Raw genomic sequence first — 12,379 nt, 5'->3', positions numbered from 1 at the left:
CCGCGTTCCCCGTCAGCCCTCCGGGCCGGGCCGGTCCGGGTACCGACGGAGCAGTTTCCCGTCGTAGTACGGAAGGACGGGCGAGTCGGGCCGCTGGGCGAGGATGAACGCGAGGTCGTCCGCTCCCGTCTGCTCGTGCCGGACGAGCCACTCGGCGGAGGGGCCGTGCGCCAGGTCGTCCACCGTGACGCCGTCCAGCGAGCGGCACAGGCGCGCGAGGCGCGGTCCGACGGCCCCGGGGAGGCGTCGGGCGAGCTCGACGCAGACGAAGTCGTCCTCCGTCCGGCGCTCGCCACGGCACCCCGCCGGGACGCAGAGCCACCGGCCTCCGCGCGCGACGGTGGCGGCCAGCGCGTCGAGGTTGGCCAGGTCACCCGTCAGCACGGTGTCCGCCACCCGGGCGGCCTGCGTGAGTGCCCGTGCGCCGTTGGAGGACAGGAAGGACAGCGGGGTACCCGTGACGGGCAGGTCCCGTACCCGGGTGGGGGAGTTCCCGCAGACGAAGCCGTCCAGGACGGCCCCGTGCCACTCCCCCAGACACCGGCGCCCGCGCCGCAGGGCCTCGGCGGCCTCCTCCGGCGTGGCCAGGATCTCCGTCTCATGGCCGTGCTCCACCAGGCTGCGCAGGGTGGAGGTGGCCCGGAACAGGTCCACCACCACCACGCCGGTGACCGGTGCTCCGTCGCCGAGCAGTTCCAGCTCCCACGGGTCGCACAGTTCCAGACCGGTGCTCAACTGTCCGTTCCTCTCGCGTTTCCGGGTGTGTCCGGGGCCCAGGGCGCCCCGTGCGAGCCCGGCATGATCCGAAAGACAGGCCCTAGCGGGGAAGGACGCTGCCGAGCCCCAGGGCTTGGGCCCGCTGGGCCACCTTGGCGGCCAGCGCCATGTCCTGGGCGGACATCCCGATCGGGTTCACCAGCACGATGTCGTGCTCGTGGGTGCGCGCCGGCCGTGTGCCGGCGACAACCTCGCCGAGGTGGGCGGTGACCGCGCGGCCCTCGCCGAGTGCCGGGGCACCCGGCCCGCCCTGCTCGGCGATCCGCCCCGCCCGGTGCAGCTTGCCGAGGATGCGCCGCCGGTCGGCCGTGATGAGTCCCCACTCGTCGACGACGAGGGCGTCCGCGGCGAGGAACACCTCCGGGAGCGGGTCGTCGAGAGAGACGTTGACGAGGACGCTGCCCTTCTTCAGCCAGCCGTACCGGATGTAGCCCTCGTCGGTCGTCGTGAGCGTGACGACGACGTCCGCCCCGGCGACCGCCTCCTCCGCCCCTGACGCCGTCGAGCAGTCGACGCCGCGTCCCGCCCAGGCTCCGGCCGCGTGGGCCGCGAGCTTCTCGGCGCGCCGCGGGTCGTGGTCGTGGATCACGAGCCGTCGCAGCTCCCCCAGCCGCGGAACGAGCACCTCCAGATGGACCTCGGCCAGAGTTCCCGCGCCGATGACCGCCAGGGTGCGCGGCGGTCCCGCGCTCAGGTGCTCGACGGCGACGGCGGTGACGGCCGCCGTGCGCAGCGCGGAGATACGTGCCGCCTGCATCATGGTGCGGACGTGACCGGTCTCGGGGTCGAACAGCAGGATCAGGCCCTCGGCCCGGCGCAACCCGAGGCGGGCGTTGGCGGGATTCCCGTTGATGATCTTGGTGCCGACCAGGTGGCCTTCGGGCCTGCCCAGCCACGAGGGCATGTTGAGCGTGCGCGCGGCACCCTCCTCGGCCGGCCACTGGAGGAACGCCTTGGCGGGTGTCCGCACGAGGCCGGCGGCGTGCAGTCGCAGTACCTCCGCCGCCGTCTCCACCACGTCGATGCCGTCGAGCGCCCGGTCGACGTCCGCCGAGCCGAGGTACTCCATTCCCGTGTCGGTCATCGCGGGGCCACCTCCGGCAGCCCCGGGCGGAGCTTCTCGTTGCGGTAGGCGTCGGAGTGCAGTCCGCGCCGGTACGTCTCGACGCGGAGTACCTCCGCCAGCCGGACGTTGGACAGGCGGACCCCGGCCCCGAAGTGGTCGAGCAGCGCGAACTGGCTGCGCTTCGTGGGGGCTTCGAAGCAGAGGCCCTCCAGTCCCCAGACCTCGACGAAGCGGTCGGCGAAGCCCGCGTGGAGCTGCTGCCGTTCGTCGAAGAGCCCGACGTCCCGCGCGTCCTCGCGAGCTTCGATCACCAGGTCCACCGCGCCCGCGTCACGCCAGGTCCGGCCCTCCGCCAGCAGTTCCTCGACGGCCGCCGCGTCGAACGACCCGGTGTGCTTCGAGCCGAGCTCGTACTGGACTTCGAGTCCGAGGGCGTTCGCCTCGGCGACGATCCGCCGCGCGTCGAGCGGGGACCTGACGAATCCCTGGCTGACCTCGATGCGGTCGAATCCGGTCTCGGCGCACAGTTCGAGGTAGGGGGCGACCTTGTCGTGGGCCGCGGCGATCTCGAACGGTCCGCCGCCGGCGACGGTCGGCACGCCGTGCTTCCGCGCCGTCGCGATCTTGGACCGGGTGGCGTCGTAGTCGGCGATGATCCAGCACGACATCGAGAGCTTGAGGCGCTCCATGAGCCCCGCACTCTGCTGGAGATGGCTCTCCAGCAGGAGCGGGGCCTCCCCCGGGTCGAAGGGAGAGGTCAGCGCGGGGGGCTCGGCCACCCCGAGTTCCCGCAGGTACCCGCTCGACAAGCTGTCCGCCATGTAGTCGTCCTCCTGATGTTGTTGCGTCGACCGCGCGGCCGTCGTCCGTGCGAAGAGTGCGGGACGAGGCCGCTCACGGCCGATCGGGCCCGCGGGATGCGGCGAGCGCCGCCCGGTCGACCTTCCCGTTGGCGCTCAGCGGGAACTCCTCCACCGTCACCACTTCGGCCGGCACCATGTAGTCGGGCAGGTGCCGTGCCAGTACGTCCCTGACCTGGGCGGGATCCACCATGCGGCCGGGCTTGGGGACGACGAAGGAGACGAGCCGGTTCTGATCGGTGCGGTCCCGCCGTGTGAGGCTGACGGCCGCCGAGACGTCCGCGTGCGCGCAGAGGGCCGTGTCGACCTCGCCGAGCTCGACCCTGTTGCCGCGGATCTTCACCTGCTCGTCGATCCGGCCGAGGTAGCGCAGCGTCCCGTTCTCGTTCCAGGCCACCAGGTCGCCGGTGCGGTAGACCCTGCCGCCGGGCACGAAGGGGTCGGGGACGAAGCGTTCGGCGGTCAGGCCGGGGCGGTTGAGATAGCCGCGTCCGACTCCGACGCCGCCGATCCACAGTTCCCCTTCGGCTCCCCGCGGCAGCAGAGCCCCCGTTTCGTCCACGACGTACGCGGTGGTGTTGGCGAGGGGAACGCCGATGGTGCTGATCGTCTCGACGGGGTCGGTCGGCACCCGGCCGTGCACACAGCAGATGGTGGTCTCCGTGGGCCCGTAGAGATTGTGGATCTCCACGCCCCCGCCGGCCGCGAGCCGCTCGACGAGGGTGCCGGGGAGGTCCTCGCCACCGCACCAGACGCCACGGAGCTCCGGCGTGGGGTGGCCCAGGTCCGCGTAGAGCCGCCAGGTGGCCGGAGTGGCCTGGCAGATGGTGACGCGGTGCTCCGTCAGCAGGGCGTGCAGCCGCTCCGGGTCCCCGGCGGCGCCTCGGGGGGCGACCACCAGACGTGCCCCTGCCGTCAGGGTCACGTAGATGTCCGTCCCCGACATGTCGAACGAGAACGGCACCACGGCGAGGGTGCGGTCGTCCGCGCCCATGCCCGCCGCCGTCAGCAGTCCTTCGACCAGGTTCGCCAGGCTGCGGTGCTCGATCATCACCCCCTTCGGACGGCCCGTGGACCCCGAGGTGTAGATGACGTAGGCGAGGTCCAGCGGCCCGGGGCCCTCCCCGGCCGGCACGTCGGGGAGCGCGTCGACGTCGACGTCCTCCACCCGGACGACGGTCGTACCGTCGGGGGCCCGCAGCCGGGAGGCGAGTTCCCGCGTCGTGACCAGAACCGCGGGCCGCGCGTCGAGCAGCACCCCCTCGACGCGGGCGACGGGGTGGTCGGGATCCAGCGGCACGTACGCCGCCCCGGCCTCCCAGGCCCCCATCATCACCGTCAGCATCTCGGGGGTACGGGGCAGGCAGACCGCGACGAGCGAACCGCGCCCGGCTCCCGCGTCCGTCACCACCCGGCCCCAGCGGCGGACACGGCCGATCATCTCGGCGTACGAGAGCCGCGTGGCCCCGTCGATCGCGATCCGGTCCGGGGCCTCGGCGGCCACACCGGCGATCCGGCGGGGGACGCTCCACTCGCGGAAGTCAGGGCCGAGGGAGCCCGGTCCCGGTACGGAACGGCCGACGCCCAGGCCCCGCACGGGGGACGTGTCGGTTCCGTGCGCTCGGGGCACATTTCTCATGAGGTGACGTCTCCAGATCGCTGCGACCCGTGCGCCCGGACGTCCGGGCGCACACATCCTCGTGAACGGTCGGCGCGGACAGCAGTCGGGGAAGCCCCCTACAGCGCCTGCCCTCGCGGTGTCGGGGTGCGCCTCGGAGCAGCGCCCGCGCTCAGGCCCCCTGCTGCTCCATGTGACGGCGCAGGCTCAGCGGCCGCATGTCCGTCCAGACCCGGTCGATGTGCGCGAGGCACTCCTCCCGGCTGCCCTCGGCGCCCTCGGCGCGCCAGCCCTCGGGGACGTCCGTGCCGGAGCGCCAGATCGAGTACTGGAGCTCGTCGTTGAGGACGACCAGGTATCGGTCGTCGTCCTGCAGTGCGTCAGCCATCTCATGCTCCTGGTGTGCGCGTAAAGGTCCGGCCAATCGGAAGGTGCAGTCAATCTGGCACAGGAAGCCCGGCGGGCCATGTCCGGAAACCTCCCTACTCCCGTTCCGCTCGGGGCCCGGGAGCAGGGGGTGGTCATACGTCGTCGCCGGCGTCCAGCAGACCGGTCACGGCCTCGTCGGAGATGCCGTCCAACTCGCGCAGGAGCCGTTCCAGTTCGTCGGGTGACGTCTGGTCCAGCTGTGCGCGTTCCACCGTTCCGGCGAGCGACCGGATCGTGGTTCCGGCCCTCAGGAGCTCGGCGACGGACAGCTCCACGCCCACGTCCTCACGGATGCGGGCCACCATGCGGGTGGCCAGCAGGGAATGCCCGCCGAGCTCGAAGAAGCCGTCCGTGACGGAGACCCCCGGGATGTCGAGGAGTGCGCTCCATATCGCCGCCAGCCGGTGTTCCGTCTCGGTGGCGGGCGCCACGTGGGCGGACGGCGCGTCGGCCGGTTCCGGGTCGGGCAGGGCGCGGCGGGCGAGTTTGCCGTTCGGGCCCAGGGGCAGGGCGGGGAGCTGGACGAAGGCGGCGGGGATCATCGCCTCCGGCAGCCGTCCGGACAGGAACGACCGCAGCTCGGCGGCGTCCGCCGTCTTCTCCTCCCCCGCCGCCGGCACGGTGTAGGCGACCAGGCGGAGCCTGCCGTCGGGACCGGGCCTGGGCACCACCGCCACGGCACTGACGGCCGGGTGCCCGGCCAGCGCGGTCTCCACTTCGGCCGGTTCGATCCGGTGGCCCCGGATCTTCACCTGGTCGTCCGCCCGGCCGAGGAAGTCGAGCGTTCCGTCGGCGGTCCAGCGGCCGAGGTCGCCCGTTCGGTAGAGACGTCCGCCCGGCTCGAAGGGGTCGGGCACGAACCGCTCGGCGGTGGCCCCGGGGCGCCCCCAGTAGCCGCGGGTGACGGGCAGGCCGCCGATGCACACCTCACCGGGCATCCCCACCGGCGCCGGACGGCCGCGGTCGTCGAGGACGTACACGCGGGCCCCCGGGATCGGGCGGCCGACCGGCAGCCGGGCGCCCTGGTGGGCGCCGGGGCGCACCGAGTGGCCGACGACCTCGATGGTCGCCTCGGTGGGTCCGTACAGGTTGAACAGCTCCACCGACGGCAGGCGCTCGTGGAAGCGGTCCGCCAGTGCGGGTGACAGCGCCTCGCTGTTGGAGAACACCCGGCGCAGGGGACGCGCGCATCCGCCGACGCCCGGCTCGTCTAGGAACACCGCGAGCATCGAGGGGACGAAGTCGCAGGTGGTGACCGCCTGTTCCTGGATGAGCCGGACCAGGTACCGGGGGTCCTGCTGCCCGTGGGGCTTCGCCAGCACGATCCTCGCGCCGACGCTCAACGGCCAGAAGATCTCCCACACGGAGACGTCGAAGCCCACCGACGTCTTGTGGAGCACCGCGTCCGACCGGCCGAGGGGGAGGTCCCGCTGCATCCACTCCACGCGGTTCGTGGCACCGGCGTGCGGGGTCATCACCGCCTTCGGCGTGCCGCTGGTTCCCGAGGTGTAGACGACGAAGGCCAGGTTCCGGCCGTCCGCCCGCCGGGACGGGCGGGAAGCCGGGAATCCGGCGGCGGGATGCGGCGCCGCGTCCAGGCGGACCACCACGGGCGCGCCGCCCCCGGCGGCGCCGTCTCCGTCGTCGAGCCGCGCTCCGTGCTCTCCCAGGCGTGCGGCGAGTTCCCCCGTGGTGAGCAGGGTGCTCGGGCGTGCGTCGGCCAGCAGGCCGGCGAGGCGACCGGGCGGGTGCTCGGCGTCGAGGGGTACGTAGGCGGCCCCTGCCTTCAGCACGGCGAGGAGGGCGACGACCAGTTCGGGAGAGCGGGGGAGGCAGACCCCGACCCGTGCGTCCGGTCCCGCCCCCATCGAGCGGAGCAGGCCGGCCAGCCGGTTGGCCCGTTCCTCCAGCTCGCCGTAGGAGACCGTGGCGTCCTGCGCCACCACGGCGGTCGCTTCCGGGGTGCGCTCCGCCTGCGCCTCGAAGGCCGTGTGGAGCAGGCCGTCGGCGAGTGCCGGCACGTCGCGCCCGCCGAACTCGTGGACCAGGCGGTCGAGTGCCGTCTCGGAGACCAGCGGCAGCTCCCGCACGACGGTGTCCATCCGGTCCGCCGCGGTTTCCAGGACGAGCCGCAGCGTGTCGAGCAGGGACTCGACGGAACCGCGCTCGAAGAGCGAGGTGTCGTAGACCGCGTGGCCGTCGAGACCGCCGTCGGGCCGCTCGAAGACGTGCAGGGCGAGTTCGAACTGTGACCCTGGGCTGGGGAGTTCGAAGGGTTCCGCGTGAACACCCCGCGCCTCCCAGGGGAGGGCCGGCAGGTTCTGCAAGGCCAGCGACACCCGTACCAGGGGCGCCCGGCCGCCGGTGCGGTCGACTCCCGCGTGCCGCTGGATCTCTTCGTACGGATGGTCCTGGTACGGGTAGGCGGTCAGGCAGGTGTCGCGCACCCTGTCCAGGAGTTCCTCGAACCGGGGGTTGCCCGACGCGTCGACCCGCAGGGGCACCAGATTGACGAGCAGTCCGACCGCCTGTTCGGTGCCGGGCCGGTGCCTGCCCGCCGCCGGCGTGCCGATCACGAGGTCGTCCTTGCCGGTCCAGTGGGTCAGAACGGCGGAGAGGCCCGTGAGCAGGGCCATGAACGGGGTCGCGTTGCGCGCCGCCGCGGCGGACTTCAGCCGTGTCGTTGCCGCGGCGTCGAGCCGGAACGGCAGCGCCGCGCCCTGCCAGGACGGCGTGGGCGGCACGGGCCGGTCCAACGGGAGTTCGACGGGTTCGGCGCCGTCCAGACGGTCGCGCCAGAACGCCTCGGCGGCCGGGTCGAGGGCCGGCGACGGCAGGAGCACCGGGTCCGGAAGGGCCACGCCGTCCGCCCGCCCCTCTCGGTAGTACGCGCCGAGTCGCCCGAGCAGGAGGCCCATGGACCAGCCGTCCAGGACGACGTGGTGGGCCACGACGCCGAGGTACCACTCGTCCTCGGCCGCGCGCAGCAGCACCGCGCGCAGCAGCGGTCCTTCCGCCAGGTCGAACGGCTCGGCCGCCAGTTCTCCGATGGCCTCGGCGGCGTGCACGGGAATCGCGTCCCGCGGGTCGGCCTCGTCCCGGCCGGGGCTCGCGGGGATGTCGCGTACGGGCAACTCGACGGCGTACGGAGGCGATTCGACGGTCCTCAGCACGTCGTCGGCGCCGAGCGCGAAGACGGTGCGCAGTCCTGAGTGGGCCCGGACGAGTTCGGTCAGGCCGTCACGGAGCAGTTCCGGACGCACGGGTCCGGTCAGCCGTACCCCGCCGACGACGTGGTAGGCGCGACCGGCGCCCATCCGGTCGAGGAGCCACATGTTCCGCTGACGGTCGGTCGCGTGGTCCCGTACGGCTGGTTCGACGAGGGCGGAGGGCGGGGTCTCCACGGGTGAGGAAGGGCCGAGGGAGAGGGCCCGGTCGAGGTCGGCCGGGGTCATGCCGCCGAGCAGTTCGGCGACGGGGACGTCGCGGCCGTACGACTCCCGCAGCGCCGAGGCGAGGTGCACGGCCCGCAGCGAGTCCAGTCCGAGGCCGACCAGTGCGGTGTCCGCCTCGGCCCGGTCCGCGTCGTCGCCGAGCACCTCGCGGAGGAGCGCGGCCAGTTCGGGGTGCGCGAGGAGTCCGGAGGCGGGTCCCGTCTCCGGGTCCGCGTCGCGGGCCGTGGCCGCGGGCGCCACGCGGGCCAGGGCGTCGGACGCCCACAGCTCGCGGCAGGCGGAGCGGCGGATCTTGCCGCTGGTGGTACGCGGGATGGTGCCGGGCCGTACCAGGGCGACATCGTGGAGGTGGATCCCGTGTTCGGAGGCGACGGCCCTGCGCACGGCCGTCACGACGTCGGCCGCCTCCGCCGGGGCGAAGCCGCGCTGCACCTCGTGGACGAGCACGACCCGCTCCGTGTCGCCGTCGTCGACGGAGAAGGCCGCGCCGCGCGTCGGCCGCAGCCCCGGGTGCGCGGACTCCGCGGTCTGCTCGACGTCCTGCGGGTGATGGTTCCTGCCCCTGACGACCATGACGTCCTTGACGCGGCCCGTGACGTACAGCTCGCCGTCCCGAAGGAAGCCGAGGTCGCCCGTGCGCAGGAAGTCCTGGTCGCCGTGGCCGGCGAGGCGCGCCCGGAAGACCCGCTCGGTCTCCTCGGGACGCTTCCAGTACCCGTCGGCGACGGTCGGTCCGGCGACCCAGACCTCGCCGACGCGGTCGGGCCCGGCCCGCAGGCCGGTGTCGGGGTCGACCACCACCACCAGGTCCTCGCCCCGCGGGCGGCCGCTCGACGTGAGCACGGCGGTCGGCCCGGACACGGATCCGGTCCGGTCCGTCGCCCGGCCCTCCGCCAGGTCCTGCCGGGAGACGCGAGCCGTGCGCGGTCGGCCGTCGGCGGGCGTTCCGCCGGTGACCAGCAGCGTGGCCTCGGCGAGGCCGTAGCAGGGGTGGAGGGCCGAGGGACGGAAGCCCGCGGGGGCGAAGGCCCGCGCGAACGCCTCCATCGTGGACGCGCGCACCGGCTCCGCGCCGACCAGCGCGTGCTCCCAGCGGCTGAGATCGAGCCGCAGGCGCTCCTCGGGGGTGGTCCGCCGGACGGCCTCGAGGTAGGCGAAGTCCGGTGCGGCGGAGAGCGTGGCCCCTCGGCTGCTGATGGCGTCGAGCCACCGCATCGGGCTGCGCAGGAAGGCCGTGGGGGGCAGCATCGTGCTGGGGAAGCCGCTGTAGAGCGGCTGCAGGATGCCGCCGATCAGTCCCATGTCGTGGTACGGCGGCAGCCAGCTGACGCTGGAGCTCTCGGGTCCCGCGCCGATGGCGCCCGCGATGATCCGCGAGTTGTGCACCAGGTTGTCGTGGCGCACCACGACGCCCTTGGGGGTGCCGGTCGATCCCGAGGTGTACTGGAGGAACGCGGGCGCGTGCGGGGCGGGCGGCCGACCGGGGGCGGGCTCACCGGCCGGCTCCGGCAGGCCGTCGATCTCGATCCACCGCAGGCCGGGCACGGTGAGCAGGGCCGATCCGCGGCCGTGGAGCTGGGCCTTCGTCGCCGTGTCCGTGAGGGCGACGACGGCTCCGGAGTCCGCGGCGACGGCCAGGACCTGGGGCTCGCCGCGCGCGCCGGCCGGCAGGGCTACGGGGACGGCGACGGCCCCCGCGTACAGGCAGCCGAGGAACCCCACGATGTAGTCCTCGCCCGGCGGGAAGAGCAGCAGGACGCCGGCGCCCGCCGCACGGTGTTCCCCGAGCACCCGGGCGAGAGTGCGGGCCCTCTCGTCGAGCCGCGCGTAGGTGAGCACCGCCGACGTGCCGTCGTCGGACGGGAACTCGAAGGCCGTGCGGGACGGGGTCGCTTCCGCCCGTCGCGACAGGATGTCGACGAAGGTCGAGGCTTGCACGCTGGCTCCAGATGATCGTCGGCGGCCGGACACCACCGGTACTGAGCGGGTCACAGATCTCCCGGGCGGGCGAACACCCGGCGTTCCTGGTGCGCCGTCATCTCCTCGAGCACGTCCACGTACCGGCTCATCAGCCGCTCGATGCGCGACGGGGAGAAGTGGGAGGTCCGATAGCGGACCTGGACCACGGCGCCGTTCGCGTCGTGGCGCAGCCGGACGCTCAGCGGGCGCAGTACGTACTGGCGGGCGGCCGTGATCCTCTCGGTCCGCAGCTCCCCGGTCTCCAGGAGGACGTCCAGTTCCTCTTCGGCGGTGAACTGGACGTCGTCGATGCGCTTCATCAGGTCGGGGGTGTCGAGGTACGGCTCCAGGAGGTGGGGGGGCAGCTCGGGATAGGCGAAGTCCTGGGTGACGCGCTCGTGGGTGGCGGAGACGAGTTCGGCGAAGGTGGGGTCGCCCGACAGGTCGGTGCGGATGACGACGTCGCCGGAGAAGTCCGCCACGAGGTCCCGCAGTTCGCTCCGGTTGCGGTACGACACGGGTGCGTTGACCGCGATGTCGCGCTGGCCGGAGTGGCGCGCGAGGAGCACGGTGAAGGCGGAGAGGCCCAGTGTGTAGAGGGTGGTGCGGCGCTCTTTGGCCAGGGCGAGCATCCCCTGGTGGAGTTCGTCGGGGAGCGGGACGATCGACATCCCGCCCAGGGGGCCCGCGTCGGCGCCGGGTTCCCGGTCGTTCGGCATGACGGCCGGTTCCGCGCCGGCCAGTCGCGCGGACCAGTACGCGATCAGCTCGGCGCCTCTGGCCCCCTCGAGCCGGTCCCGCTGCCAGGCCGCGAAGTCGGCCCACTGCACCGGCAGCGGCGGCAGCGCGCACGGCACGCCCGCGAGGTCGGCCGCGTAGTGGGCCGAAAGGTCCCGGACGACCACCTCCAGGGAGCGTGCCTCGCCGATGATGTGGTGCAGCAGGAGCAGCGCCACGTGGTCGTCCTCGGCCACCCGGAAGAGCCGGAGTCTCGCGAGCGGTGCCCGGTCGAGCGGGAAGGGGCGGTCGACCTCCTCGTACACCGTCCGGTCGAGATCGGCGAGGTCCAGGTCGTCGACCCGCAGCGTCGCCGCCACGCGTTCCGCGACGATCTGGGTGAGCCGGCCGTCCTCGACGCGGAGCGCGGTGCGCAGCGTCTCGTGCCGCGCGATCACGGCGTTCCAGGACCGTTCGAATGCGGCGACGTCCAGCGGCCCCCGCAGCCGCAGGGCGCTGACGATGGCCAGCGAGGGGCCGGAGGTGTCCGCCACGCCCTGCCACATCCCCTCCTGGGAGACCGCGGCCGGGAAGCGCTGCTCGCCCTCGGTGCGCGGCAGCACCGGAATGGTGCGGGCGGCGCGGCGGCGGTTCAGCAGCTCCCGCTCGATCCTGGCGCGTTCCTCGATCCGGTCACGGTCCACTGGGGTCTCCCTCTGCCGCGGTCGCCCGCCCGGCGGCCGCTCCCGGCTCGTCGGTCCCGCCCGGCCCGGCGAGCCCGCCCGCGAGCACCTCCACCAGTTCGGCCGGGGCGTCCATGAACGCGTAGTGCGGCCCGTTCAGCACGGTGAAGTCGCAGTCGCCGATGTCGCTCCACCCGCCCATGAGGTCGTGGGGGACTTCGGTGTCGGCGTCCCAGCCGATGGCGGTGACCGGGCAGTTCACCGGTGTGGGGTCCACCACGCCGTAGTTCCGGTGTGTCGCCACGTCGGCGACCAGCACCTCGGTGGTGAGTTCCACCAGGTCGGGCCTGCTCGGCACGCCGAGGCCGGCCAGCAGCCCGGTCACCTCCGCCTGGAGTTCGGGGCCCGACAGGTCCAGGAAGCGCCCGTGGGGCCCCTGATGGGGGGCCACCTGCGAGGAGACGAAGAGCCGGGCCGGACGCGGGTAGCCCGCCCGTGCCATGTGCAGCACGATCTCGTACCCGGCCAGTGCCGAGCTGCAGTGCCCGAAGAAGGCGAAGGGGCGGTCCAGGTACGGCAGCAGCCCCACGCTCACCGCGCGGGCGAGCTCGTCGAAGGAGGAGAACGGCTTCTCACGGAACCTGTTCTCCCGGCCCGGCAGCTGAACGGGGCAGATCTCCGTCTCCCCCACGAACCTGGGCCAGTCGCGGTACATGCTCGCGCCACAGCCCGAGTACGGCAGGCAGAAGATGCGGGAGGAAGCGTCCGGGGACGGTTCCCTCATCAGCCACTTTCCGGTGCGTACGGCGGCCATC

At 73.4% G+C, this 12,379-nt stretch carries 8 protein-coding genes; all 8 read right to left on the bottom strand.

Translation table 11 applies throughout. From position 1 onward, the window contains the following. Positions 1 to 12 precede the first annotated feature (12 nt). The 8 genes from N5875_RS34285 to N5875_RS34250 all read right to left on the bottom strand — a co-directional run bounded on the left by N5875_RS34285 (position 13) and on the right by N5875_RS34250 (position 12,378). Entirely contained in the window at positions 13 to 735 is a 723-nt protein-coding gene (locus N5875_RS34285) for a 2-phosphosulfolactate phosphatase (RefSeq protein WP_318206371.1), read from the bottom strand. Positions 736 to 817: 82 nt separating this feature from the next. Continuing rightward, complete coding sequence (locus tag N5875_RS34280; RefSeq protein WP_318206372.1) at positions 818 to 1,861, bottom strand: ornithine cyclodeaminase family protein; 1,044 nt, start codon at positions 1,859 to 1,861, stop codon at positions 818 to 820. Further along, on the bottom strand, positions 1,858 to 2,664 hold the full coding sequence (locus N5875_RS34275; RefSeq protein ID WP_318206373.1) for a phosphosulfolactate synthase: 807 nt from the start codon (positions 2,662 to 2,664) through the stop codon (positions 1,858 to 1,860). Before N5875_RS34275 ends, N5875_RS34280 begins: the two co-directional genes overlap by 4 nt. A 73-nt stretch (positions 2,665 to 2,737) precedes the next feature. Further along, entirely contained in the window at positions 2,738 to 4,342 is a 1,605-nt protein-coding gene (locus N5875_RS34270; RefSeq protein WP_338498119.1) for an amino acid adenylation domain-containing protein, read from the bottom strand. A 151-nt stretch (positions 4,343 to 4,493) separates the two neighbouring features. After that, on the bottom strand, positions 4,494 to 4,709 hold the full coding sequence (locus tag N5875_RS34265) for an MbtH family NRPS accessory protein (protein WP_318206375.1): 216 nt from the start codon (positions 4,707 to 4,709) through the stop codon (positions 4,494 to 4,496). 133 nt (positions 4,710 to 4,842) lie between these two features. Next, the gene (locus N5875_RS34260) at positions 4,843 to 10,143 is read right to left on the bottom strand and encodes an amino acid adenylation domain-containing protein (RefSeq protein ID WP_338498118.1); all 5,301 of its coding nucleotides are present in this window, start codon (positions 10,141 to 10,143) and stop codon (positions 4,843 to 4,845) included. 50 nt (positions 10,144 to 10,193) lie between these two features. Continuing rightward, complete coding sequence (locus N5875_RS34255) at positions 10,194 to 11,585, bottom strand: condensation domain-containing protein (protein WP_318206377.1); 1,392 nt, start codon at positions 11,583 to 11,585, stop codon at positions 10,194 to 10,196. Continuing rightward, a complete protein-coding gene (locus tag N5875_RS34250; protein WP_318206378.1) occupies positions 11,575 to 12,378 on the bottom strand; it encodes a thioesterase domain-containing protein in 804 nt (267 codons plus the stop codon). The genes N5875_RS34255 and N5875_RS34250 overlap by 11 nt, the downstream gene beginning before the upstream one ends. Position 12,379 lies beyond the last annotated feature (1 nt).

Source organism: Streptomyces sp. SJL17-4, assembly GCF_036826855.1.
GTDB lineage: Bacteria > Actinomycetota > Actinomycetes > Streptomycetales > Streptomycetaceae > Streptomyces.
Note: the sequence above shows the minus strand (reverse complement) of the source record. Positions and strands in the feature narration are given on the sequence as shown.